The sequence below is a fragment of the Clostridium sp. USBA 49 genome, assembly GCF_900167505.1.
GTDB classification, from domain to species: domain Bacteria; phylum Bacillota; class Clostridia; order Clostridiales; family Clostridiaceae; genus Clostridium_AT; species Clostridium_AT prolinivorans.
On the sequence record NZ_FUYD01000001.1, the window covers coordinates 247268 to 273250 of the forward strand.

The following is a 25983-nucleotide window of genomic DNA, read 5'->3' on the forward strand; positions in this document are numbered from 1 at the left end:
AATTATTGTTAAATATATTATACTTTATATTTATAAAAAAATAAACTTCCTATAAATTTAATAATTAAATTTATAGGAAGTTTATATAATTTATTTTTTATTTATTTTTTCGCATTGATGTATACATTTACCATATAAAACATGTTTTAATTTAGATAAAAAGTATCCAGATATCAAAGGAAGTATACATATAAATACTAAATATATTCTAAGTACAGATATATTCTTAAATATAATTAAAAGTACTATTAATATTACAGCACTAATAGCTCTACCACTGTTTATAGCAATATCTTTATTAATCATATATTCTATTCTCATATCTTCATCATGATTACTATTTATAACATTAAAAGTTGAAGAAGATAGCTGTATTAAAAAAAATGGAAGAAAAAATGCATCCATAATAACATAAAAGAACAAAGTACTATAAGTTATCTTAAAAGTTATACCTAAAATTGATATAAAAGATCCAATAGTGCCTAAGAATATAGCAAATTTTCTTTTAGGCGGCTTTATTATCTTTTGTACAAGTATATAAGATGCTGAAGTTAAAAGTGAAGCAATAAAAGTAAGTTTTCCAAGAGAAAGTTCACTTTTTGTTGTTTCTATTATTAATATATTCACTATAAAAGCTATTATAACATCTCTAAATCCCCAAAAAAAAGTAGATTTTCTTATTATATTCCATTCTTCACAATTTCGTGAAAAAGCTTTTTTCATATTAAGTTTATCGCCATAACTTTTACATTTTAAAGTAAAGCTAATAAATATTAATATTATAAATAATGATAATGTACATATAAATACAAAATTATACCCTTTTGTACCATTAAATCTGCTTATAATATAAGCAGCAGTTATAGGAGCTACAGCTGCAGCTGCTCCTGTACAACTCCCATTGAAACCATTAAAAGTATCTCTATTATCCATGCAAGTAAAATCAAAACTTAATGTATTAAAAGCAAGCCAATAAAATCCTGCTGCCATACCTAAAAGCATGCCTACAAGATAAATATAAATGCCGCCGTTTTTACCTAAAAATAAAATAAATGCATAAGAAACAGCATATATAAAAAGGCCTATCCTTAAACACCAAATGCCATTTTTCTTTTTAGCTATAATTCCTCCTGCAATAAAAGCAAAAGGTGTTAAAATATACTGTATTAAATTAAATAATACAATAATTATAAAATTTGATGTTTGTTTCCAAAAAAATACATTAACAAATATAGATGATAATCCTATAGCAAAGGTAAATAGAGTACTTACAACTAGTAGTATCTTTGCTTCTTTACACATAGTTCCTCCTATTTAGTTGGAGCAATATTATTTTTTAATCTATATAAGTTAATATATCTTACTTTTTAAATATTATACTTAAATTTTTATTTTTCTTCTATTTCCTTTTTACTTAACCAAGTTATTGATAAAAATCCTATTATTAAAACCCCAAGAGAAATTATTAAAGTAAATATGCCTTGCTTTAAAGCTTCAATTGAAGTATTCATATTTAAAATTTCTTTAGGAATGCCAGGAAATACAGGAATTAATGAACCAATTACAAATCCCAATATAAGCATATATGTTTTTCCTGGATATTTAATAAGAAGTTTCTCTATGGCTCTTGCAGTTGCCAAAGTTCCTACAACTACTCCTATACCCAAAGGTACTAAAAAAGGTATATCCCTATTATTAATAGCACTTAATGTAATATTATATAAATTTAAACTTAAAAGCATAAAAGATGCACTTATTCCAGGCAGAATTAAAGCTATTGCTATAATAATTCCTCCAATTAATAAAAAAACAATACTTAAAAATCCTTTAGATGTAGCTAGTGCAGTTGTTGTTTCAGAATCTCCAGACATAATTAAAACAATTATAAATCCTAATATTAAGAAAATAAAATCCTTCCAATCGTTTTTTTGTTCTGTTGCTTTTTTATATAATACAGGCAGACCTCCACATATTATACCTATGAACAAAAATCCCATAATTTCAGGATACTTTTCTATAACATTTTCTAATAATCTACTAAAAAGTAAAAGTGCTAAAAGAGCTCCTAACCCTACTTCAAATAAAAAAATTGTATGCTTTTTTATATCTTTGAAAAAAGAAGCAACAGCATGTATTAAATCATCATATATACCTAATACTATCGCCATTGTTCCTCCACTAACACCAGGTACTAATGTAGCTATTCCTACAACTATACCTTTAAAAAAATTTACTATATGTTTCATTTTCAACTCCTCCAAAACTTATATTTAAATAATACATATAAAAATTATAAAGGTATAAATTTTATTTGTAAAGCTTGTATACTAATTATATACTAATACTTTTACTTTATAAGTATGTTCATATATTAATTACACTTATCTATATATTAATCAATATATAAAAATATAGTTAATATTTTGCTATAAGATAATGTTAAGTTATTAAATTGTATTTTAATAAACATACAAAAAAGACGATTAAAGCAATATAAATTAACTTTAACCGTCTTTTTTAAATTATTTATTCACCCATAAACATTTTAATATCATCTTCAACATTTGTTATTCCAGCAATTCCAAAGTTTTCAACTAAAACTTTAGTTACATTTGGAGATAAAAATCCTGGTAATGTTGGGCCTAAATGGATGTTCTTTACTCCCAAATATAAAAGTGCTAAAAGTACTATAACAGCTTTTTGTTCATACCAAGCAATATTATAGGATATTGGAAGTTCATTTACATCATCAAGTCCAAATACTTCTTTAAGCTTTAATGCTATAATAGCTAAAGAATAAGAGTCGTTACATTGACCAGCATCTAATACTCTTGGTATTCCATTTATATCTCCAAGATTTAATTTATTGTATCTATATTTTGCACATCCAGCTGTTAATATTACTGTATCTTTAGGAAGATTTTCAGCAAATTCTGTATAGTAATTTCTGCTCTTCATTCTTCCATCACATCCAGCCATAACAAAGAATCTTTTTATAGCACCAGTTTTAACTGCCTCTACAATTTTATCTGCAAGTTGTAAAACTTGAGCGTGAGCAAAACCACCTACTATTTCTCCGCTTTCAATTTCTGTTGGAGCTGGTAATGTTTTTGCAAGTTTAATAAGCTCTGAAAAGTCTTTTGTTCCATCTTCTCTCTTTTCTATATGTTTAACTCCAGAAACTCCTGTTGCACCAGTTGTAAACATTCTATTAATATATGAAGCTTTTGGAGGCACTATACAGTTAGTAGTCATTAATATAACGCCGTTAAAACTTTCAAATTCCTTATCTTGATTCCACCAAGCATTACCATAATTACCTGCAAAGTGTGAATATTTTTTGAATTTTGGATAATAATGAGCTGGAAGCATTTCTGAGTGAGTGTATACATCCACTCCAGTTCCTTCTGTTTGTTCGAGGAGCATTTCTAAATCTTTTAAATCGTGTCCACTTACAAGTATTCCTGGATTATTTCTAACTCCTATATTAACTTTAGTTATTTCTGGATTTCCATAAGTAGAAGTATTAGCTTTATCTAAAAGTGCCATAGTATCTACTCCATACTTGCCGCACTCTAATACCATAGATACATATTCATTAACACCTAAATTGTCATCAGTTGTTGCTGCAAGTCCTCTTTGCATAAATTCATATATATTTTTATCTTCAAATCCTAAATTAAATGCATGTTCTGCATAAGCAGCCATACCTTTTATTCCGTAAGTTAAAAGTTCTCTTAAACTTCTTATATCCTCATCTTTTGTTTGAAGAATACTTACATCTCCTGATTCAGCTTTAGCTTCTAATTCTGCATCTGTTTCTCCAGTCCAAGTTAAACCTTCATAGTTACTTTCTATAACTCCTCCTGCACTTTTAACTGCAGCTATTATTTCATCTCTTAATTTAATACCTTCTCTAATTTCATTTAAAAATCTTGACTTATCCCAATTTGCATTTGTAATAGTCATAAACAATCCATTAAACACAAACTTATCTGTAAAAGGTTTATTAACTCCAAGCTCTCTTGCTTTTACATTGGCAACAGATATACCTTTTAATATATACATTAATAAATCCTGCATATTTGCTAAATCTGAAGTTTTACCGCAAACTCCTTTAAATGTACAGCCCTTTCCTCCAGCTGTTTCTTGACATTGATAACAAAACATACTCATTTTTATCTCCTCCTCATATTTATGTAATAAAATTTTTAACCTTTAAATAATTTCTGTAACTTACATAATATATATTATCAAATAGCTAAAAATTTATCCGTAACATATATTACAGATTTTATATTTTTATATAAATATTTTTAAAATTAATATTAACAATATGATTAATCTGTAATAAGCTGTAAATTAATTTTAACCATTCAATTTATAATGTTTCTAAATTTGCATTATTTTATATATAGTAGTCATCATTTAATAAAAAGGCCTTTTGTAAGATAATCATAATATAGTAAAATAATAATTTTACATAAAAAAAGACAAGGTATTTCCTTGCCTTTATAATAATTCATTATTTATTATATCTTCATAGCTTTGTCTTTTGCATACTAATCTGGATTTCCCATCTTTTACAAATACTACTGCCGCTTTTGGTATTTTATTATAGTTGCTTGACATAGAATATCCATAAGCACCTGTAGATAAAACTGCAAGAATATCTCCGCTTTTTACTTTTGGTATATTAACATCATTTAACAATATATCTCCAGATTCACAGCATTTTCCTGAAATTGTTACTTTTTCTTTTAAATCATCTTCAACTCTATTTGCTATAATACATTCATACTCTGCTTTGTAAAGAGCTGGTCTTATATTATCTGTCATACCTCCATCTACTGAAACATATTTTCTTATTTGAGGAATTTCCTTTATAGAACCTACTGTATATAAAGTAGTTCCTGCCTTACCTATTATAGATCTTCCTGGTTCTATAGTTAAAATAGGAATATTAATATTTAAATTTTCAGCCATTTCATCTACTTTATTTATTATTGCTGAGCAAAAATCTTCTATGCTTTTTGGATTATCGCCGCTTCTATAATGAATTCCAAAACCTCCACCTAAATCTAATTCTTTAAGTTCATAGCCTAAATCCTTTTTTATGTTTGCTATTAAAGACATCATTATTTCTGCTGCATCTTCATAAGGTTTTATATCAAAAATTTGAGAACCTATATGACAATGAAGACCTACAAGTTCTATATTAGGAAGCTCAATTGATTTCTTTACTGCATTTAAAGTATTATCATTTAAAATAGTAAAACCAAACTTTGAATCTATTTGTCCTGTTTTTATATACTCGTGAGTATGAGCTTCAATTCCTGGAGTAACTCTAAGAAGTATTTTTTGTACTTTATTATATTTAGCTGCAATTTCATTTATTTTTTCTATTTCATAAAAATTATCTACAACAAATCTGCCTACTTCATTTTTTATTCCCATATCAATTTCTTCTAATGTTTTATTATTACCATGGAAATAAACCTTAGAAAGTGGAAAACCTGCTTTAATTGCAGTATAAAGCTCTCCTCCAGATACTACATCAAGGCAAAGCCCTTCCTCATTTATAAGCTGACACATAGCTAATATTAAAAAAGCCTTACCTGCGTAAGCAACTCTATTACCTCTTTCCTTAACTTTAAAAGATTTAAAATATCTTTGACATTTTCTTCTTACAAAAGCTTCATCTATAACATAAAGCGGTGTACCATATTTTTTCGCAAGTTCAACTGTACTTATTCCGCCTATATAAAGCTCATTATTTTTTATTTCACTAGTTCCAAAAAGTTCCATAAATATTACCTCTCCTATATTTAAATTTTTATATAAGTATGATTAACCCACAATAAGCTGTAAATTAATTTTTACTATTTATAATGTTTTTAAATTTCTATTATATCCATATATAATGGGTAAATCTTTAATAAAAAGATTTTTATAATATAATCATTTATAATTAAATATATTATAAATGCAGCAAAGGGACACCTTTGCTGCATAAAAAAGTATTTATACGCAACCTTTCGTGTACCTTGTAGCTCTCCATCATTTTCATGATGACAGCATTGTATATATTTTATACAATGCCAGGGAAAACTCTTGCGGATATTTTCCCTTCGGCTATAACTCCTTTCCCTATGCTTCTTTGCCCGCCGGCTCAGCATAGATACTATTAGTTACAGCACCTCTACCCTAGGTAAAGCTATAAACTTTATTAAATTAAAGTAAGTTTAACACAATATAATAAATATTTCAATAATTTTTTTATAATTTATAAAATTCTTCAAAAGATTTAGATACATAAGTGTGATCTAAAACTCCTCCTAATTCTCTTATAGAATGCATAGCAAGTATAGGCGTTCCCATATCCACACAACGAAGGTTTATATGTGTCGAAGATATTGGACCTATAGTTGATCCTCCCCGAGCATCAGAACGATTTACAAATTTTTGAACAGGAACTTCTGCCTTTTTACAAATTTGCTCATAAACTGCTAATGAATCAGCATCAGTAGTATAACTTTGATTGGCAGCTAACTTTATAACTGGTCCTTTATTTATAATTGGTCTATTTATAGGATCAGCTTTTTCTCCTGCATTGGGATGAACAGCGTGGGCTAAATCAGAAGATATCATAAAACTTCTTGCAATTGTTCTAAAAAAGTCCTCTCTATCTCCTCCTAAGTTTAAAACTATTCTCTCTAAAATATTGGCAAGAATTTCTGAATTTGCTCCCTGCTTTGTTGAGCTTCCTACTTCTTCGTTATCAAAACAAGCAAGCACATTAAAATTTTGGCTCTCTTTAGTATTTACAAGTGCATAAAGAGCAGCATGAACCATAGCTAAATCGTCTAATCTTGAACTTGATATAAACTCATCATTTGGTCCTATAATTTTTCCTTTTTCATATTCATATAAGAAAATATCAAAATCTAAAATATCTTCTACATTTATTTTAAGCTCAGATGCTATAATATTTAATAAATAATTTTCTTTTTCAAGCTCATTATTTATAACTGAAACAAGAGGAAGTGTGTCCTTTTGAGTATTAATTTCCATACCCTTATTAACATCTTTATTCATATGTATTGCAAGATTAGGAATTATTAAAATTGGTTTATTTATATTAACAAGCTTTGTCTTTGGATAAAATATATTTTCTCCCTTTACTATAACTCTTCCAGCAATAGATAAAGGTCTATCAAACCAAGTATTTAATATAGGTCCTCCATAAACTTCTGTGTTAAGCTTTATATATGCATTTTCTGAAATAATCTCTGGATTAGGTTTTATTCTAAAGCTTGGAGAGTCTGTATGTGCTCCTATAATTCTAAAGCCTTTTTTAGTAATACTTCCACTTCCAAGTATAAAGGCAAATAAAGCAGAATCATTTTTAGTTACAAAATATTTTCCATTCTTCTCAAACTTCCATCTTTCTTCTTCTTTAAGTTCTTTAAAACCATTATCTAAAAGAACTTTTTTTACACTTTCTACCGCATGAAAAGCAGTTGGACTTTCATAAATAAAGTCTATTAAATTTTGTGCAAATTTTATTTCATTTGTCATATATTTTTCCTCCTGATATAGTGAATATAAAATAACTTAATTTATACTTTAGCACATTTATAGATTAAATTGTTTTAATATTATTAATTACACATTAAAATACATTAAAGCATTTAATATTATAAAAACTTTTTATAATATTATTTTACTAATCTATATTTAGTTTTAATTATTAATATCTAAAAGTTATTCAATTACATATAATATATATAAATAATAAAATACATTTAAAGTATATCAAAATTCCATAATATTTTTCCAGTATTTTGTTTAATAATATTGAAATATTTGTATTATATGATATATTAAAAATATTATAATTTTTAGGAGTGTTAAAAATGCTGTCTCAATTTTTAGTATCAAAATACATTAAAGATTATAAAAATACAAAAGATGAAAAAGTTAGAACTGCCTATGCTTATTTAGGTGGAATAATAGGCATTATAGTTAATGTTATTTTATTTACTATAAAGCTTTCAGTAGGTATTATTTCTAAAAGTATAGCTGTAACTGCTGATGCTTTTAATAATCTTTCTGATGCTGCATCTTCAGTTATAACTATAGTTGGTTTTAAACTTGCAAATAAACCTGCTGACCAAGAGCATCCTTTTGGCCATGGAAGAATTGAATATTTATCTGCACTTATAGTTTCTTTTATGGTAATGCTTGTTGGTTTTCAATTTATTAAATCTTCCTTTGATAGAATAATTAATCCTAGTTATGTAAAATTTGAGTTAATTCCTTTTATACTTATACTAATATCTATATTAGGTAAAATATGGTTAAGTAAATTTAATAAATTTATAGGTAAAGCTATTAATTCTGGAGCTCTTGAAGCATCTTCTTTGGATGCTCTTGGAGATGTTTTTACTTCTAGCTGTGTAGCTTTTTCTCTTTTAATATCCAAATGGACTACTTTACCTATTGATGGCTATATAGGAATTTTAGTTGCTTTATTTATACTATATTCAGGTTTTTCACTTACTAAAAATACTTTAAATCCTTTACTTGGAGAAGCACCAGATCCAGAACTTGTTGAAAATATAAAAAAAGGAGTTTTAAGTTATAATCACATAAGTGGTGTTCATGATTTAGTTATACACAACTATGGTCCAGGACGCTGTATGGCTTCTATTCATGCAGAAGTACCTTGTAATATTTCTATAGTTGAAATACACGAAATAATAGATAAAGCTGAAAAGGAGCTCTCTAAAAAACTTAACATATTTTTAGTTATACACATGGATCCTATAAATACAAATAGTGAAGAAATAAATAAAGCTAAAGAAGAATTAGAAAATATAATTAAAAAAATTCCTATGGTTAAATCTCTTCATGATTTTAGAGTAGTTGGAGATGGTGATTATAAAAATTTAATTTTTGATGTTGTTGTACAGCATACAAAAGGTTTTAAAGATGAAGATGAAGAAAATATTAAAAATAAAATAAATTCAGAACTAAAAAAAATTCATCCAAAATATAATGCATTAATAACTATTGATAAAGAATTTACTGTATTATAAATGCGCACTAAATAAAGCCTCTATAATATATTATAGAAGCTTTATTTATATTATTGAAGTTTTAACCAATCATCAAGATAAAAAAATTTTATTTGAATTATAGAGGCTTTATTTATATTATTGAAGCTTACTTATTTCTTTAAAAGATTCTTTTAATGATGGATATAGTTTTTTATATATATCATAATATTTATTATATTTTTCAACATTTTCTAAAATTGGATCTATTGAGTCTGTAACTTTAATAAGTTTTTCACAGGCTTCATCTACTGTAGAGTACAATCCACAGCCAACTGCTGCTAATATAGCTGCCCCATAAGCAGGACCTTCTTTAGAACTTATAAGTTGAACCTTTACTCCAAATATATCAGCTAAAATTTGTCTCCATAAAGGACTTTTTGCTCCTCCTCCACTTACTCTAACAGCTTCAATTGGAACATTTAAGCTTTTTAATATTTCAAGAGAATCTCTAAGTCCAAAACAAACTCCCTCTAAAACTGCTCTTGTCATATCTCCTCTAGTGTTTGTCATATTAAGTCCAAAGAAAACTCCCTTAGCATCAGGATCGCTATATGGAGTTCTTTCTCCCATTAAATACGGAAGGAAAATAACTCCATTACTTCCAACTGGTGATTTTTCAGCTTCATTTAAAAGGTTATCAAAAGAATCACTCTCTAATTTTTTATTTATGTTTTCTATCCACCACTTCAAGCAAGAAGCTGCTGAAAGCATAACTCCCATTTGATGCCATTTTCCATTTGAATGGCAAAAAGAATGTAATCTATTTTCATCATCTACTTCGTAATTATCACTGCTTGCAAATACTACTCCAGAAGTCCCAAGAGTAATTAATAAATTCCCACTTTTTACAACTCCAGTTCCTACTGCACCTGCTGCATTATCCCCAGCTCCAGCAACTACTATAGTATCTTCCGTAAGTCCAGTATATTCTGCTACTTCCTTAGTAATATTACCTGTAGGTTCCCAAGATTCATAAACTTTAGGCAGAACTTCTTCTTTTATTCCAAGTATGTCAAGCATTTCTTTTGACCATTTTCTTTCTTTTACATCAAGCATAAGCATTCCTGATGCATCTGATGCATCTGTTGCAAATTGTCCTGTTAATTTATATCTTATATAATCTTTAGGTAATAGTATATGTGCTATCTTATTAAATATCTCTTTTTCATGTTTTTTTACCCATAAAAGCTTTGGTGCAGTAAAACCTGTTAAAGCTTTATTACCCGTATAAAGAGATATATTTTTTTGACCAATTTCATAATTTAAATAATCACATTCTTCTTGTGTTCTTTGATCACACCAAAGAATAGCTGGTCTTAAAACATTACCATATTTATCTAAAAGCACAAGTCCATGCATTTGTCCGCTGAAACCTACTCCTTTAATGCTTTTCCCATCTGTATTTGAATTTTTAATAACCTCTCTTATTCCATCTTTTGTAGCATTCCACCAGTCTTCTGGTCTTTGCTCAGCCCAGCCTACCTTTTTATAAATTACATCATAATCTTTTGAAACTGATGCTGTTACTTGACCTTGTTCATTCATAATAACTATTTTAACCGATGAAGTTCCTAAATCTATTCCTAAAAAATTCATAATTAACCTCCACCCATATAATTCCATTTTTATTTAAAACCCAAATTTATCTAAAATAGGTATAAGTGCTGCTCCTAATATATTTGAATCATCTCCTAAAGAAGAAAATAATATATTTACATCTCCTTCTTTATAGAATTCATTACTGTTAAAAACTTTATTTGAAAGTTTTTTACTAAATATATCTGAATACTTGCTAATTTCTCCTCCGATTACTATATAATCTGGATTAAATATAAAAATAAGATTTTGTATTCCTTCTGCTAAATTATCTATATATTCTTCTATTACATAAATAGCATTTTCTTCTCCAAGATTATATCTTTTAATTATTTCATTTATACTTTTTACAGTTTCACTTGATTTTTTATTATAATCTTTTATTAAAGCACGATTAGATGCATAAGTTTCCCAACATCCTTTTCTTCCACAGTTGCATTGCCTTCCATTTTTAATAATACACATATGTCCAATTTCGCCAGCTCTTTTATCTTTGCCTTTATACATACCATTATCTATAAATATACCTCCGCCAACTCCTTCGGTAATAGATACATATATAAGATTTTTAAGATCTTTTGCTATACCAAGCTTAGATTCTGCAATAGCTCCTGCATTTGCTTCATTTTCTAAAAATATTGGAATATTAAAATAAGAATTAAGCTCTTTAAATGATATATTTTTAAGTCTAAAATTAGTTGCAACTTCAAGCGTAAGTTCATCTTCATTTATAATACCAGGCAAAGAAATTCCTATACCTAAAAGCTTATCTTTTATATCTTCTTTAAAATTCATTAAATGTTCTATTAACATTTTCATAATATCTAAAATTTCATCTTCTGTAAGTACAGTTAACTCTTTTTTTGTTTCTTCAATTATTTTGCTATCTAAATTAGTAAGAACAGCTCTTATATAATCTTTTTCTAAATTTATACCAATACTATATCTTGAATCAGGTAAAAATCTTATTATAACAGGCTTTCTTCCACCTGTAGATGTTGCAACTCCAGCTTCTTCAACAATGCCTTCTTCTATAAGTTCTCCTACAATGGTTGTTACAGTTGGAACACTTATATCTAATTTTCTTGATATATCAAGTTTTGTAAGTTCTCTTTCTTTTGATAAAAGATTTATTATTCTTTTTTTATTGTTTGTTTTAATATCACTATGATCTAAAGCTATCATTTCATCACCACTTATAAATATAATGTAGAGACACTTTTGCCTCTACATTATATTATACTATTTTATTCATTCAATATATATTGATTTAATTTAGATTCTAAAAATTCTTGTCTACCAGATTTATTCTTAATAACAGGATTATTTAATGCATATTTTTCTAATGACTCAAAATCAGCTTTTCCTTCAATAATATCTTTACCAATTCCTTCACTAAAGCTTTTGTATCTTTCTTTAACTGTATTTTCAAATTCACCTTCTGATAACATTTTATATGCAATTTTTAAACCTTTAGCTAAAGTATCCATACCTGCGATATATCCAAAGAATAAATCTTCTACTTCAAATGAAGCTCTTCTAACTTTAGCATCAAAGTTTAATCCACCTGGAGCTATACCACCATTTTTTAAAACTTCATACATAAGTAAAGTTGCATCATAAATATTAGTTGGGAATTGATCTGTATCCCATCCTAAATTTGGATCTCCTTGATTTATGTCTAAGCTTCCAAGCATTCCATTTATTCTTGCTAAAGCTACTTCATGCTGGAAAGTATGTCCTGCTAATGTAGCATGGTTAGCTTCTATATTTACTTTAAAATATTTATCTAAATCATATTTTTGTAAGAAAGACATTACAGTAGCTACATCAAAATCATATTGATGTTTTGTTGGTTCCTTTGGTTTTGGTTCTATTAAGAACTGTCCAGTAAATCCTATCTTTTTAGCATAATCTACAGCCATATGGAAAAATCTAGCTAAATTATCTTGTTCAAGTTTTAAATCAGTATTTAATAAAGTTTCGTAACCTTCTCTTCCTCCCCAGAATACATAGTTTTCTCCACCAAGTTCTTTAGTTACTTCTAAAGCTTTTTTAACTTGAGCTGCTGCATAAGCATAAACATCAGCATTACAAGTTGTAGCAGCACCATGTACAAATCTTGGATTAGTAAACATGTTTGCAGTGCCCCATAGAAGTTTTTTATTATTTTTTGCCATTAATTCTTTGCAATATGCAACTATTTCATCTAAATTTGCATTAGTTTCAGCTAAATCTTTTCCTTCTGGAGCAATATCTCTATCATGAAAAGCAAAATAATCTATGCCTAGTTTATTCATAAATTCAAAAGCAGCTTCCATTCTCATTTTAGCTACTTTCATTGGATCAGTTTCTCCATCCCAAGGTTTTTCGTAAGTCCCTACTCCAAATGGATCAGAACCATTGGCAGTTAAAGTATGCCAATAAGACATTGTAAACCTTAAATGCTCTCTCATAGTCTTTCCACCCACAACTTCTTCTGGGTTGTAATACTTAAAAGCAAAAGGATTTTTAGAATCTTTCCCTTCGTATTTTATTGTAGGTACATTTTTAAAATATTCGTTCATGTTTAAACCCTCCATATCGTAATTTGAAATTGTTTTCACTCTTTATATTTTTATATTACTATATTCTAAATATTTTTTCAATAGTTTTTAAAAATATTTTTAAAAGTATTTTTAAAAATATTTTTAAAAAATTGCAATAGCCACAAATCTTAATGTTTTTCGTTTGTTTAATATTTAATAAGTTTAACGAAAACACTTGATTTGTGGCTACTTTAAATAATATAAGGCTAAAATAAAATTATTTATATGCTTTAGTCATAATTTCTATAGTTTCTTCTAATGATAATTTATATGGATCTATTTCAAATAATCCTCCCATAGTACTACGTGCATTTTCAGCTAAATTAGCAATTTCATCTTTTGAAATATCATAATCAGACATTTTAATATTTTCTACTTTGCAGTCTTTTTGAAGCTTAACTAATGCTTTTACAAATGACATTGGACGGTCTTCTTCTTTAATAGCATCTACATCAACACCCATAGCCTTTGCCATATTAATAAATCTTTCAGGAACTTTAGATGCAAAGAATGTATAATATGATTCAGATAACATAATAAGCCCTGCGCCATGAGGAAGATTAGGATGATTTGCACTAAGAGCATGTTCCATAGAATGCTCAGATGTACAACTTGATATTGACTCTACCAAACCAGATAAAGTATTAGCTAAAGCTACTTGAGTACGTGCTTCAATATTATTACCGTCTCTTACACATATAGGAAGATATTTTGCTATTAATTCTATACTTTTAAGAGCAAAAGCATCACTAATTGGATTAGCTATTTTTGCAATATATCCTTCTGTTGAATGAAAAAGAGCATCAAACCCTTGATAAGCTGTAAGATGACTTGGAACTGTAAGCATAAGTTCTGGATCTACTACTGATAATGTTGGAAAAGTACTTGGTATACCAAAACCTATTTTCTCATTTGTATCTTCTTTTGTTATAACAGTCCAAGGATCTGCCTCAGTACCTGTTCCAGCTGTTGTTGTTATTGCAACAATAGGAAGTACCTCATTTTTTACAGGAAGTCCTTTTCCTGAACCCCCACTTACATAATCCCAATAATCTCCTGGATTTTTTACCATAACAGCTATACTCTTTGCTGAATCAATACTACTGCCTCCTCCAAGTCCTATTACAAAATCGCAATGTTCTTTTTTTGCAATTTCTGCACCTTCCATAACATGACTTTTGATAGGATTAGGTAATATTTTATCGAAAATAACATATTCAATTCCTTTTTTATTTAATATTTGTATTAAACGATCAAGATATCCATTTTTCTTCATAGAATTTCCTGAAGAAATAACTATTAAAGCTTTTCTTCCAGGGAGTGTTTCTTTTTCAAGTTCATTTAATTTTCCAGGACCAAATAGTATTTTTGTTGGTATATAATAATTAAAATTCATAAAATTTGCCTCCTTTAGTATTTAACTTTTATTTATCAGAAAAATCCCTCCTATTTTTCATTAAACGAATACATTCAAGGAAAAACTTTCCACAGTTTTATTATACTTATTGTTTTTTATTTATTCAATATTTTTTATATATTTTTTTAAATAAGTTTTAAAATCAATTTAAAAAATAAGTTATTTATTAATATTGAAAATTTTTCCATGCACACTTTTTTCATATATTCATATAATATAATGATTTGATTTTTAGGAGTGTGATTTTATGAAAGGTAAAACTGTTGATTATTTTGCAGGAGGCAACACTTCCAAGGGTTTTTATTCTTTTTACAGGTATATACTAAGTCAAGAAGAAGCCAGAAGAATTATATGCATAAAAGGTGGCCCAGGTACAGGTAAATCTTCACTTATGAAAAAACTTGCAGTTTATTTTAATGAAAAAGGATATGATATAGAATTACATCATTGTTCTTCAGACAATAATTCTTTAGATGGAGTTGTTGTTAAAGGCTTAAATGTAGCAATACTAGATGGAACTTCTCCTCATGTAGTAGATCCAATAAATCCTGGTGCAGTAGATGAAATACTTAATATGGGACAATATTGGAATGAAGAAGGTTTTAAAAAATACAGAAATAATATTATAGAAATAAATAAAGAAATTGGAAAAACATTTAAAAGAGCTTATAGATTTATAGCTGCTGCAAAATCAGTTCATGATGATTGGACTTCATTCAATAATGAAGCTTTAAATATTGTTAAACTTAATAAACTTAAAGATGAACTTAAAGATAAAATTTTTACAGATTCAAAAAATATATATGGTTTTGATAGACATTTATTTATAACAGCATTTACTCCTAATGGTATAGTAACTTACATTGATAATATATTAAAATATTACCAAAATATTTATGTTTTAAATGGAGGCCCTGGAACTGGGAAAACTAAAATACTTGATTTTATTTCTAAAGAAGCATTAAAAAGAGGTTATGATGTTCAATTTTTCCACGATCCTCTTATTCCTGAAAGAATTGAACATATATTTATTCCTGAGATTAGTACAGCAGTTGTAACATCAAACGAAATAAATAACAAAAAACTTGAAGGCCATCAAATATATATGGATAATTACTTAAATTCAACAATATTAATTAATAACAAAAATGAAATAAAAGAAGTTTCAGATACATTTTATGAACTTCTTAATAAAGGTCTTAAAATAATATCTTCTGCAAAAGTTCTTCATGATGAGATGGAAAAATACTATATTCCTAATATGGATTTTGATAAACTTAATAAACTTACAGATGAAATGATAAATAAATTTTTATCTTACGAAAAAGACTATTTAAATCAAAAATAAATATCTTTTACCTATTTATTTTAATGATTTTTATTATTTTTTTAATATTATATAATAAAAAAAGGAGAACAATAAATAAATTGCTCTCCTTTTTTTATAAGCAAAATTCTAATCATTGAATTTAAAGGCTTTCAAATACTGTAACACCATTTTGCAATAGTCTATTATAAATTAGTCTAGTTTAAATTCATTAATAAGTTTATTTAATGTATCAGACATTTCAGCTTGATTTATAGCTGTTTTAGATATTTCATTTAAAGCTTTTGCAGTTTCTGAAATGCTTGAAGATATAAGCTCTGAATTTTTCAAATCTTCTTCAGTAGTAGATGAAACATTTTGCATAGCATTTCCTATTTGTTCTATTGATAAAGCAATTTCAGAAGCTGATTTTGCAATTTCATTAGATACATTACTTATAAGTTTAGCATCTTCAGCATATTGATTACTTGAATTTACAAATAACTTATAATCTGTCATTATATCCTCTGTTATATATTTTAATATATCATTTGAAGCATTAGCCAAATTATCAAATGCACTTTGAACTCTTTCAACTATACTTTGAATTTGAATAACAGTTTTAGAGGATTGATCTGCAAGCTTTCTAACCTCATCAGCCACTACTGCAAATCCTCTTCCTTGTTCTCCTGCACGAGCTGCTTCTATAGCTGCATTTAATGATAATAAATTAGTTTGTTTTGCAATCTGTCCTATGGTATCTGCCATCATCTTAACTTCACTAACTATTTTACCTTCATTAATAGCATCTATTATTTTTTGTTGATTTACTTTATATAAGTTATCTGCAACATTTAAAGATTCATTTGTCTTTTCTTTAATATCTATTGCTCTTTTTTCAATATCTTTAGATATTTTGTTTCCAAGCTGTGATTTTTCAGATAATTTATTTATAATTTCTTTAGATTCTAAAGTTGATGCAGTTACTTCTTCTGTTAAAGCATTTAGTTCCTCAGAACCTTTTACTATTGTTTGAGTATTTATATTTATTTCATCCATTTTAGAAGTTATTTCCTCAATTGTTGCTGATAATTCTTCGCTTGAAGCCCCCATCTCTTGAGAAGTACTAATAACATTTTCTATAATATCTTTAATACTTTTCTTAGTTTCTAATAAGGCTTCTAAAATTTTTGAAAATTCATCTTTTCCATTAATTTCAATGTCTTTGCTTAAATCCTTTTCTTTTAATACATTAGCAAAATTTAAAGTCTTTTTAAGCTGTGAATTAATGTTATTTGAAATAACAATTAATATAACAATTAATAATATTATTGATCCAAATAGTACTATAAAAGATACTCTTATTACATTATTATAAATTTCATTATTATATTTATTAGCTGCATCTGCCTGCTTTTGATTGTAATTTATTATACTTTCTAATGTTAAGTCTATCTGATTTGCATAACTTTTTAACATTGATACTTTTATAGCGTTATTATCACTATTTTTACAGTTTTCAATAAATTCTTTTTTACTTTCTTTATATGGATTAAAACTTTCAATAAGTAAATTTAATAATTTCTTATTTGCCTCATCTTCTGAAAGAATTTGAAACTCTTTTATAAGTTCATCTAACTTTTCTTCGCTTTTCTTTAATTTATCTATATTTATATCGCTTTGATATATAACCAAATTATCCATTACACTTAAATCTAAAAAAATACTTTCTCTTATGCTGTGTAATATATCAATACTTTTTAAATTTTTTTCATACATTTTTTTTGACTGCATATTTATTTTATTAATATTTGATATACCTATAGAATTTATTATAATGCTGCAGATTATAGATATTGCAAAAGCTGTATAAAGCTTTGACTTTAAAGTCATAGAATTTATGCCTTTAAATTTAAATTTTTTAAAATTTAAATGAGTTTTAGATTTTGTTTTAGTTTTAGCTTTATTGTTTTTTTGCTTAAAAATCTTTATGCTCACTGTTCCTTCCCCCTAAATAGTAAATTTGACACTTTTAAGTCATTTTATTTTGCAAACATTTACTTTATTTATAATTCGACACATATTCTTAAAAACCTTTTTATATTTTAAATTTTTAATTTAATTTTTTATAAAGTAGCATAGCCATTACCTCAACATCCGTCTATATCAAAAAAATATTTTATTCACAAAAATATTTTAACATAAATTTTAAAAATTAAATAAAATTTTCCCTTATTATATTCTATACATCCACCCATTTTCCTTCTTTTGCTAACACTTTTTTGCATCATATTCCCCTCGCATCCAAGTAAATTTCTGGTACAAAAACAAAAACCCTGATTTCTCAAGGCTTCTATCTATCGTATCAATATGTTGTTTAAATTTGGTGGATGAGAGTGGGATTTATTATACTTCCCTACTTTCCTCATCTAATGAGTTTATCTCATTAACTAACTTTTCTATCCTTTGATTTATTTCTCTTATTTTATTTTCATTTAATTTATTATCTCTTACAACTTCAGCTAATTGCCTCATAATTAATAGTCGCTCCTCTATCATATCAAGGATTTGTATTCTATATTTTACTCTTTGAAGCTCTTGTATTAATTCTTCTTTTTCATCCATATATTCACACACTTACATCTATTATCTTTCCTAAGTTTGGGTCTATACTCTCTTCTATCATCTTTACAGTTTCATTTGCTGTTTGTTTACCTGTATCCATCGCAAGCTTCATTACTGCAAGGCTTGTTTCTTGAGCTACTTTTGCTTGATTTAGGTTAATTGATATAGAAGCTATGTCCATGGTAATGGCCTCCTTCATTTCTTATAATAGCAGCAATTACTTAAGATTTGTTCTAACTCTTTTTCCTATGTTTTAAGTTTGTCACTTGTTACTTGGGTGGCACTATTGTCCCAAAAAGGTCATCACCTTGTGGTTTTATAAACTCGCAAAGGTAATGACCTTTACACTTTTGATAATTTATTTTTCCAAATATTCTCTAATTGCTTTTGCTGATGTGCCAACTGCTCTAACAGCTGCTTTTAACTCTGATTCTGTACATCCTAATGCTTTACACCAATTTTTTACTTCAGATAGATCATTAATATCTATTCTTTTTGCATCCAATGGATGTGTTATACTTTTATTATCTGGCATTATTACACCCCCTTCCTAATTATACTTTATTCCATATAATTCTTTTCAAATCTCCAAGAATCTCTGCCAATGTTAAGTAAATCTTTCTAAACTGTCTAACCAATTGATTCAAGACTTAATTAATCAAAAATCGAATTTTAAGATAAATACAATTACTATATAATATAAATATACATTTTAAGAAAAGAGCCAGAGAGTATCTCCCCTGACTCCTAATTATACTTATTATCTTAATAATTGTAAAACACCTTGTGGTTGTTGATTAGCTTGTGCTAGCATTGCTTGTGCAGCTTGTGCAAGGATGTTGTTCTTTGAGAAGCTCATCATTTCCTTAGCCATGTCTACGTCTCTAACTCTTGATTCAGCTGCTGTTAAGTTTTCACTTGATGTTCCAAGGTTAGCTATTGTATGTTCAAGTCTGTTTTGAACAGCACCAAGTTTTGCTCTCTCATCTGATACTTTCTTTATTGCTGCGTCTATAGTTGTAATAGCATTGTTTGCACCATCTTTTGTTGATATATCAACATCTGCTATTTCAAGCCCTGATGATGTCATATTGTTAATTTGTAAATTTATGCTTTGTCCTTTATTTGCACCTATATGGAAATCTAATCCTCCTTGATTACCTGATGCAACACTTGATAAACCTAATTTGTCCGCTACACCGTTCTCATCATTAAATATTTCAAATGAAACTGTGTCTGAATTGCTTGATGTAATTTTTATTTTTCCATCTTCAACAGTCACATCTACAGTTCCAAAATCTTTTCCTGTTAAAGTCTTATATTGATCTAGTGCATCGTTTATATCAGTTTTTAATTTTTCCGCAAGGGTTTTAATATCATCACCTTCATTATATGTTCCTGTACCTGTGTCAGCTAACTTAACATCTATTGCGTTTCCATTAAAGCTCATCTTTAATATACTTGAATTTGTTAAACCTGTTAAGTCTTTAGAAAATTTACCATCTGAACCTAATGTTGGAGTAGCACCATCTGTCAATAGATGTTGCATATCAGTAGGTCCCTGAGCAGTAGTGTTACTATTATCTTCAAGTGGAGTTATTGAAATTTCAGACTTTGAACCAGTTGTCCCGCTTGTTATCTTGAAATTCATATTGGTAGCATCTGTAACAATTATTTCAAATTTAGCATATTCAACCTTATCATTTGGGTTGCTTGTATTATGTGCATCTATTGCAGTTTTTAACTTACTTTCTAAATCATTAAAAAATGCAAAACTATCTGTACTATCAACTCCCATTAAATTAAAAGTATGTCCATCTAGTTTAACTTGAAAATTTGTTGTTGAACCTGAAGTAAAGTTTGCTGGGTTAAAATCACCAGTTTCAATTGAAGCTGATGTTGCGTTTCCAAGTGATTTACCTTCGCCCCCACTAGCGCTTCCTGATAAGCTTCCATTTAATAACTTCTTCGTATTAAATTCAGTGTTATTTCCAATTCTGTCAATTTCATTTTTTAATTGTGAAATTTCATTTTGTAATGCATTTCTATCCTCATCAGTATTTGTAGCATTAGCTGATTGAACAGAAAGTTCTCTCATTCTTTGAAGAATAGCATGAGTTTCATTTAAGCCACCTTCTGCTGTTTGAATCATTGATATTGCATCTTGTGCGTTTCTCACACCTTGGTCAAGACCTCTGATTTGTGCTCTCATCTTTTCTGAGATTGCAAGTCCTGCTGCATCATCTCCTGCTCTATTTATTCTAAGACCTGATGAAAGTTTTTCCATAGACTTTCCAGCATTTACAGTGTTCATGCCCAACTGACGGTGAGCATTCATTGCATTCATATTGTGGTTAATTATCATTTTATTTACCTCCCTTTAATCCTTTATGAACTTCCTTGTTCATTTTTATTGTATTGTTTTATATTTCATTTATCGAAGAGTTTTTTTAATACTTTATATATTTTAAAAAATTTTTTTAATTTTTTATAGTTAATTGTATTAAATCTGCTTTAATAATAAATTTTATATTTGTATAAATTTACAAATTTAAAAAATTGCAAACTTTTTGTTTGCATAAAAGTAAATATTAATTTATAATATATAATGTTTATATTTGCTGAATCTACTTATTTGTAGAACGGGGGATAAAATTTGGGGTGAATCTTAATGAAGGGAACTCTATGCCCTAACCCGTCAACTAACCTCGTAAGCATAATAGAGGAGGATTTTTATGTTTAACAAAAGAGTATATAAGTATACAGCACTTTCTGCAGCTGTAATTGTGCTTGTTACGGCGACTGCAATAACAAGCAGTAAAAATAAAATTTCAAATACTTCAGTAAATAATGTTGTACTAACTGATAAAAAATCAGAAGAAAAAGATACCGCAAATAAAGAAAATAATTCAAATGTAAATAATAATGTTTCATCTGATGTTTTAGATACTTCAAATACAGAAGAATTAAAAAAAGACACTGAAGTTAAAATTAACACATATACTGTTAAATCTGGAGATACATTAGATAGTATTGCAGCTATTTATAATGTAAAAGTTAACACTATAAGTGAATCAAATGGTTTGTCTTTAAATGCTTCACTTAAAGATGGACAAGTTTTGGAATTTCCTTCTATAGACGGAGTATTATACAAAATAAAAGAAGGCGAAACATTATGGGATTTGGCTTTATTGAATAAAGTTGATATAAATAAAATAATAAAAGTAAATAATTTAGAAAATCCTGAAAAATTAAAATTAAATCAAAAGATAATAATACCAGATATTAGTAGTGTAAAATCCCCAGCTTTAAATGCTTCTTTAGAAAAAAGCTCATCTTCTAATGTAAGCAAAAAAACTGTAAATCGTGGAGGTTCAGGATTATCTTCGGTAAGCTTAGGTTCTTCTTCAACTAATAATAGCTCATTTAAAGGTTCCCTTCCTGTAAGTGGATCAATTAGTTCAAAATTTGGTGAGCGTTGGGGAAAGTTTCATAAAGGTATAGATATCGCTGCTTCAACTGGAACTAATGTTTATGCATTTGCAGATGGAAAAGTTATTTTCAGTGGCTTACAAAATTCATATGGCAACCTTTTAATAATAGATCACGGTAACGGTTTTAAAACTTATTATGCACATAATTCAAAACTTTTAGTTTCTGAGGGGCAAGTTGTTGAAAAAGGCGATCATATTGCAGAGGTGGGAAGTACCGGAAATTCTACTGGTTCTCATTGTCATTTTGAAATCAGAAAAAATGATTCACCTGTAAATCCTTTAAATTATATAAAGTAAAATACATATAAAATACATAAAAACTATTTTATATATAAATATTTTGATAGATAAAAAAGCCAAGCATAAATTATGGGAAAATCCTTTTTATGCCTGGCTTTTATATTTTATCCTCCTAAATATGCATTTTTTATTTCTTCATTCTGCATTAAGTCTTCTGCCTTTCCTTCCATTTCTATTTCTCCATTTCTAATAATATAGGCTCTATCTGCAGCTTGAAGTGCCATGTATGCATTTTGTTCTACTAGTAATATAGTTGTTCCTTCTTTATTAATATCTTTAATAATTGAAAAAATTTCTTTAACAATAATAGGTGCAAGTCCCATAGATGGTTCATCTAAAAGAAGAAGCTTTGGTTTTGACATAAGAGCCCTTCCTATTGCAAGCATCTGTTGCTCTCCACCTGAAAGAGTTCCAGCTAATTGTTCTTTTCTCTCTAAAAGTCTTGGAAAAATAGAAAAAACTTTATCATAATCTTTCTTTACTTCAGCTTTATCTTTTCTTGTATAAGCTCCAAGCTCAAGATTTTCCATAACAGTCATAGAGGAAAAAATTCTTCTGCCTTCTGGGACATGTGATACTCCAAGTTTTACAATTTGCTCTGCTTGTAAAGCAGTAATATCTTTATCATATAATTTTATTTTACCGCTTTTTATTTTTTCTATTCCTGATATAGCTTTTAATGTACTGCTTTTGCCTGCACCATTAGCTCCAATAAGAGTAACTATTTCTCCTTCTTCTACTTTAAGGCTTATATTTTTTAAAGCGTGGATACCTCCATAAAATAAATTAACACCATTTAACTCTAACATTATTTCTCCTCTCCTATATTCCGTATAATATTCCAAAGTAAACTTAATTTTTATTTAGCAATTTCTATTTTTTCATCATTTGCGCTGTCATCTAAATTAGTATCCCCTAAATAAGCCTTAATTACTTTTTCATTATTTTGTATTTCTTCAGGTGTTCCGCTGGCAATTAATTTTCCATAATCAAATACAAATATATTTTCACAAATCCCCATAACAAGAGACATATCGTGTTCTATAAGAATAATTGTTAAATTAAAAGTTTCTCTAATCCATTTAATCATTTCTGTAAGTTCTTTAGTTTCATTTGGATTCATACCTGCAGCTGGTTCATCTAAAAGTAAAAGTTTTGGTTTAGAAGCTAATGCTCTTGCAATTTCAACTCTTCTTTGATCTCCATAAGAAAGATTTTTAGCAAGTTCATCTTTTTTATCTGATAAATTAAATTTATCAAGAAGCATTAAGGCTTCTTCATAAACTTTTTTTTCTTCTTTATAAAAAGAAGGAAGTCTAAATAATGATGATATAATTCCATATTTTAAGCTGTTATGAAATCCAAGAAGAACATTGTCAAGTACTGACATATTTTGAAAAAGCCTTATATTTTGAAAAGTTCTTGCAACACCGTAATGTGCCATTTTAGATGGTTTTAAATTTTTAGAAGTAACTTTTTTATTTAGTTCATAAATAATTTCTCCTGAAGTAGGAGTATATATACCTGTTAAAAGATTAAAAAAAGTAGTCTTACCAGCACCATTAGGACCAATTACTCCAACAATTTGTCCATCTTCTACAGTTAAACTTATATCTGTAACAGCTTTTATACCACCAAATGATTTTGAAAGATTATTTACTTTCAGAATTGACATAAGCCTTCCCTCCTTTTTTCTTAAGGAATTTAAATCCTTGATTTCCGAAAAGCCCTTGAGGCCTATAAACCATTATTACAAATAAAATTATAGCATAAATTACCATTCTAAGTTCAGGTATTTGTTGAAGGAATACTGAAATAAGAGATAATAACACTGCTCCTGCTATGGATCCTCCTATACTTCCAATACCTCCAAAAACCACAATAACTAAAATATCTATGGATTTCATAAATCCAAAAGAATCTGGTTTTATAAAATAAAAATAGTTAGCATATAAAGCTCCCGCAATGCCTGCAAAAAATGCCCCTAATGCAAAGGCAAGCACCTTATAATATGTTGTATTAACTCCTATTGCCTCTGATGCTATTTCATCTTCTCTAATTGAAATACAAGCTCTTCCATGATAGGACTTAGTAAAATTTTTTATAATTATAACTGTTGCTGTTGTCATAAGAAAAAGCCAAGTCCAATTTGTGTACTGTGGAATATCATTAAATCCAGTAGCACCACCTATATAATCTATATTTAACCCAACAATACTTATAATTTCTCCAAATCCAAGAGTTGCTATTGCAAGATAATCTCCTTTAAGTCTAAGAGTAGGAATACCAATAAAAATTCCTGCAACTGCAGCAAAACAGCCTGCACATAATAAGGCTATTATAAATGGATACCCAAACTTTGCTGTAACAATAGCTGAAGTATAAGCACCAATTGACATAAAAGCAGCATGCCCCAATGAAAACTGCCCTGTAAAACCTGTAATTAAATTTAAACTTACAGCCAATATAATATTAATTCCTATAAGTACAATATTTAAAAATATATATGAGTCAATAACCCCCGAATTTACCATTAATTGTACCAAAATATAAACTATTATTAATATAACAAAACTTACTATATTCTTTTTATTGATAAGCTTCATGGCATATCCTCCTATACTTTTTCCTGGATCTTTTTACCCAAAATTCCATTAGGTCTTATTAGTAGAACAATTATGAGTATAGCAAATGCAACTGCATCTTTAAACATTGAACCTCCAAGAGCACTAACAACTGTTTCTATCATTCCTAAGAAAAATCCACCAATTACTGCTCCTGGTATTATCCCTATTCCACCTATAACAGCTGCAACAAAAGCCTTTATTCCTGGAGTAACTCCCATAAGTGGGTTTATAGAATTATAATATATTCCAACAAGTACTCCAGCTGCTCCTGCTAAAGCTGAACCTATTGCAAAAGTATAGGATATAGTTTTATTAACATTTATTCCCATAAGCTGTGCAGCCTCTTTATCTATTGATACAGCTCTCATAGATTTACCTATTTTTGTTTTACTAACTACATATTGAAGTAAAATCATCAAAACTATAGTAATTATAATTATATATATATTTTTAGAATCCATAACTACTTTTCCATTAAAAAAAGTTACACTTTTCTCTGGCAGTACATTAGGAAAAGTTCTTGTATCAGGTTTAACAAAGTACACCATTATATATTCTAAAAATAAAGATACACTTATTGCTGTAATAAGTGCTGCAATTCTTGTAGAATTTCTTACAGGTTTATATGCAATCTTTTCAATAATTACACCTAAAATACCACAAGCAATCATTGATATAAGTAAAGAAGGAAAAAAGCCTAAGTGTAAAAATGTAGTCATTGCAAAGCCTACATATGCCCCCATCATATAAATATCGCCATGTGCGAAATTTATTAAATTTATAATTCCATATACCATCGTATAACCTAAAGCAATCAATGCATATATACTGCCAAGTGATATTCCGTTAATTAACTGCTGAAATAACTGCTCCATTTATTTTCCCCTTTCTACTTATATATAAAT

Annotated in this window: 21 protein-coding genes and 2 riboswitches; of the genes, 3 read left to right on the forward strand and 18 right to left on the reverse strand. The window is 27.9% G+C overall.

The annotated features are described in order from the left end of the window. Positions 1-90 precede the first annotated feature (90 nt). The 5 genes from B5D11_RS01115 to B5D11_RS01135 form a co-directional block, all read right to left on the reverse strand. A complete protein-coding gene (locus tag B5D11_RS01115; protein ID WP_078681201.1) occupies positions 91-1302 on the reverse strand; it encodes an MFS transporter in 1212 nt (403 codons plus the stop codon). Positions 1303-1388: 86 nt separating this feature from the next. After that, a complete protein-coding gene (locus B5D11_RS01120; RefSeq protein WP_078681202.1) occupies positions 1389-2246 on the reverse strand; it encodes a DUF368 domain-containing protein in 858 nt (285 codons plus the stop codon). A 280-nt stretch (positions 2247-2526) separates the two neighbouring features. Beyond that, a complete protein-coding gene (hcp, locus tag B5D11_RS01125; RefSeq protein ID WP_078681203.1) occupies positions 2527-4176 on the reverse strand; it encodes a hydroxylamine reductase in 1650 nt (549 codons plus the stop codon). Between the two features lie 336 nt (positions 4177-4512). Further along, complete coding sequence (lysA, locus tag B5D11_RS01130; protein WP_078681204.1) at positions 4513-5808, reverse strand: diaminopimelate decarboxylase; 1296 nt, start codon at positions 5806-5808, stop codon at positions 4513-4515. A 234-nt stretch (positions 5809-6042) separates the two neighbouring features. Next, positions 6043-6213: riboswitch (Lysine riboswitch) on the reverse strand. A gap of 66 nt (positions 6214-6279) precedes the next feature. Beyond that, positions 6280-7581 carry a M18 family aminopeptidase gene (locus B5D11_RS01135; protein ID WP_078681205.1) on the reverse strand — a complete coding sequence of 434 codons (1302 nt, stop codon included), beginning with the start codon at positions 7579-7581 and terminating at the stop codon, positions 6280-6282. A 338-nt stretch (positions 7582-7919) separates the two neighbouring features. Here B5D11_RS01135 and B5D11_RS01140 point away from each other — a divergent pair, with 338 nt between their 5' ends. After that, a complete protein-coding gene (locus B5D11_RS01140) occupies positions 7920-9104 on the forward strand; it encodes a cation diffusion facilitator family transporter (protein WP_078681206.1) in 1185 nt (394 codons plus the stop codon). 117 nt (positions 9105-9221) lie between these two features. Here the strand turns inward: B5D11_RS01140 and xylB are convergent, their stop codons facing one another. The 4 genes from xylB to B5D11_RS01160 form a co-directional block, all read right to left on the reverse strand. Next, positions 9222-10721 (reverse strand): xylulokinase, encoded by a 1500-nt coding sequence (gene xylB, locus B5D11_RS01145; RefSeq protein WP_078681207.1) that lies wholly within the window; start codon positions 10719-10721, stop codon positions 9222-9224. Positions 10722-10754: 33 nt separating this feature from the next. Further along, positions 10755-11906, reverse strand: a complete 1152-nt coding sequence (locus B5D11_RS01150; RefSeq protein WP_078681208.1) for an ROK family transcriptional regulator — start codon at positions 11904-11906, stop codon at positions 10755-10757. A gap of 62 nt (positions 11907-11968) precedes the next feature. Next, positions 11969-13288, reverse strand: a complete 1320-nt coding sequence (xylA, locus tag B5D11_RS01155) for a xylose isomerase (protein ID WP_078681209.1) — start codon at positions 13286-13288, stop codon at positions 11969-11971. A gap of 238 nt (positions 13289-13526) precedes the next feature. Further along, the gene (locus tag B5D11_RS01160) at positions 13527-14705 is read right to left on the reverse strand and encodes an iron-containing alcohol dehydrogenase (protein ID WP_078681210.1); all 1179 of its coding nucleotides are present in this window, start codon (positions 14703-14705) and stop codon (positions 13527-13529) included. A 268-nt stretch (positions 14706-14973) separates the two neighbouring features. Here B5D11_RS01160 and B5D11_RS01165 point away from each other — a divergent pair, with 268 nt between their 5' ends. Beyond that, positions 14974-16074, forward strand: a complete 1101-nt coding sequence (locus B5D11_RS01165) for a PRK06851 family protein (RefSeq protein WP_078681211.1) — start codon at positions 14974-14976, stop codon at positions 16072-16074. A gap of 171 nt (positions 16075-16245) precedes the next feature. Here the strand turns inward: B5D11_RS01165 and B5D11_RS01170 are convergent, their stop codons facing one another. The 5 genes from B5D11_RS01170 to B5D11_RS01190 form a co-directional block, all read right to left on the reverse strand. Further along, positions 16246-18030 carry a methyl-accepting chemotaxis protein gene (locus B5D11_RS01170; RefSeq protein ID WP_078681212.1) on the reverse strand — a complete coding sequence of 595 codons (1785 nt, stop codon included), beginning with the start codon at positions 18028-18030 and terminating at the stop codon, positions 16246-16248. A gap of 408 nt (positions 18031-18438) precedes the next feature. Beyond that, the gene (locus B5D11_RS01175) at positions 18439-18669 is read right to left on the reverse strand and encodes a hypothetical protein (protein ID WP_143327664.1); all 231 of its coding nucleotides are present in this window, start codon (positions 18667-18669) and stop codon (positions 18439-18441) included. Next, complete coding sequence (locus B5D11_RS01180) at positions 18662-18838, reverse strand: YjfB family protein (protein WP_078681214.1); 177 nt, start codon at positions 18836-18838, stop codon at positions 18662-18664. The genes B5D11_RS01175 and B5D11_RS01180 overlap by 8 nt, the downstream gene beginning before the upstream one ends. A gap of 177 nt (positions 18839-19015) precedes the next feature. Further along, positions 19016-19192, reverse strand: a complete 177-nt coding sequence (locus tag B5D11_RS01185; RefSeq protein WP_078681215.1) for a DUF3606 domain-containing protein — start codon at positions 19190-19192, stop codon at positions 19016-19018. Between the two features lie 225 nt (positions 19193-19417). Beyond that, the gene (locus B5D11_RS01190) at positions 19418-21022 is read right to left on the reverse strand and encodes a flagellin N-terminal helical domain-containing protein (RefSeq protein ID WP_078681216.1); all 1605 of its coding nucleotides are present in this window, start codon (positions 21020-21022) and stop codon (positions 19418-19420) included. A gap of 244 nt (positions 21023-21266) precedes the next feature. After that, a riboswitch (cyclic di-AMP (ydaO/yuaA leader) is annotated at positions 21267-21389 on the forward strand. A 3-nt stretch (positions 21390-21392) separates the two neighbouring features. Between B5D11_RS01190 and B5D11_RS01195 the strand changes: the two genes are divergently transcribed. Beyond that, entirely contained in the window at positions 21393-22448 is a 1056-nt protein-coding gene (locus tag B5D11_RS01195) for a M23 family metallopeptidase (RefSeq protein WP_078681217.1), read from the forward strand. A 107-nt stretch (positions 22449-22555) separates the two neighbouring features. Here the strand turns inward: B5D11_RS01195 and B5D11_RS01200 are convergent, their stop codons facing one another. Genes B5D11_RS01200 through B5D11_RS01215 form a run of 4 tightly spaced genes read right to left on the reverse strand, consistent with a single transcriptional unit; the run spans position 22556 to position 25953 of the window. Then, entirely contained in the window at positions 22556-23260 is a 705-nt protein-coding gene (locus B5D11_RS01200) for an ABC transporter ATP-binding protein (protein ID WP_078681218.1), read from the reverse strand. Positions 23261-23310: 50 nt separating this feature from the next. Beyond that, positions 23311-24126 carry an ABC transporter ATP-binding protein gene (locus B5D11_RS01205; protein ID WP_078681219.1) on the reverse strand — a complete coding sequence of 272 codons (816 nt, stop codon included), beginning with the start codon at positions 24124-24126 and terminating at the stop codon, positions 23311-23313. Further along, entirely contained in the window at positions 24104-25057 is a 954-nt protein-coding gene (locus tag B5D11_RS01210) for a branched-chain amino acid ABC transporter permease (RefSeq protein WP_078681220.1), read from the reverse strand. Before B5D11_RS01210 ends, B5D11_RS01205 begins: the two co-directional genes overlap by 23 nt. A gap of 11 nt (positions 25058-25068) precedes the next feature. Beyond that, positions 25069-25953, reverse strand: a complete 885-nt coding sequence (locus B5D11_RS01215; protein ID WP_078681221.1) for a branched-chain amino acid ABC transporter permease — start codon at positions 25951-25953, stop codon at positions 25069-25071. Positions 25954-25983: the final 30 nt, after the last annotated feature.

Bases quoted from the DNA above. Each gene is read 5' to 3' on its own strand.
- B5D11_RS01195 (WP_078681217.1), top strand. From the start codon at position 21,393: ATGTTTAACAAAAGAGTATATAAGTATACAGCACTTTCTGCAGCTGTA.
- B5D11_RS01140 (WP_078681206.1), top strand. From the start codon at position 7,920: ATGCTGTCTCAATTTTTAGTATCAAAATACATTAAAGATTATAAAAAT.
- B5D11_RS01205 (WP_078681219.1), bottom strand. From the start codon at position 24,126: ATGTCAATTCTGAAAGTAAATAATCTTTCAAAATCATTTGGTGGTATA.
- xylB (WP_078681207.1), bottom strand. From the start codon at position 10,721: ATGAATTTTTTAGGAATAGATTTAGGAACTTCATCGGTTAAAATAGTT.
- B5D11_RS01160 (WP_078681210.1), bottom strand. From the start codon at position 14,705: ATGAATTTTAATTATTATATACCAACAAAAATACTATTTGGTCCTGGA.
- B5D11_RS01150 (WP_078681208.1), bottom strand. From the start codon at position 11,906: ATGATAGCTTTAGATCATAGTGATATTAAAACAAACAATAAAAAAAGA.
- B5D11_RS01115 (WP_078681201.1), bottom strand. From the start codon at position 1,302: ATGTGTAAAGAAGCAAAGATACTACTAGTTGTAAGTACTCTATTTACC.
- B5D11_RS01135 (WP_078681205.1), bottom strand. From the start codon at position 7,581: ATGACAAATGAAATAAAATTTGCACAAAATTTAATAGACTTTATTTAT.
- B5D11_RS01165 (WP_078681211.1), top strand. From the start codon at position 14,974: ATGAAAGGTAAAACTGTTGATTATTTTGCAGGAGGCAACACTTCCAAG.
- B5D11_RS01215 (WP_078681221.1), bottom strand. From the start codon at position 25,953: ATGGAGCAGTTATTTCAGCAGTTAATTAACGGAATATCACTTGGCAGT.
- B5D11_RS01190 (WP_078681216.1), bottom strand. From the start codon at position 21,022: ATGATAATTAACCACAATATGAATGCAATGAATGCTCACCGTCAGTTG.
- B5D11_RS01185 (WP_078681215.1), bottom strand. From the start codon at position 19,192: ATGCCAGATAATAAAAGTATAACACATCCATTGGATGCAAAAAGAATA.
- xylA (WP_078681209.1), bottom strand. From the start codon at position 13,288: ATGAACGAATATTTTAAAAATGTACCTACAATAAAATACGAAGGGAAA.
- B5D11_RS01200 (WP_078681218.1), bottom strand. From the start codon at position 23,260: ATGTTAGAGTTAAATGGTGTTAATTTATTTTATGGAGGTATCCACGCT.
- hcp (WP_078681203.1), bottom strand. From the start codon at position 4,176: ATGAGTATGTTTTGTTATCAATGTCAAGAAACAGCTGGAGGAAAGGGC.
- B5D11_RS01120 (WP_078681202.1), bottom strand. From the start codon at position 2,246: ATGAAACATATAGTAAATTTTTTTAAAGGTATAGTTGTAGGAATAGCT.
- B5D11_RS01210 (WP_078681220.1), bottom strand. From the start codon at position 25,057: ATGAAGCTTATCAATAAAAAGAATATAGTAAGTTTTGTTATATTAATA.
- lysA (WP_078681204.1), bottom strand. From the start codon at position 5,808: ATGGAACTTTTTGGAACTAGTGAAATAAAAAATAATGAGCTTTATATA.
- B5D11_RS01180 (WP_078681214.1), bottom strand. From the start codon at position 18,838: ATGGACATAGCTTCTATATCAATTAACCTAAATCAAGCAAAAGTAGCT.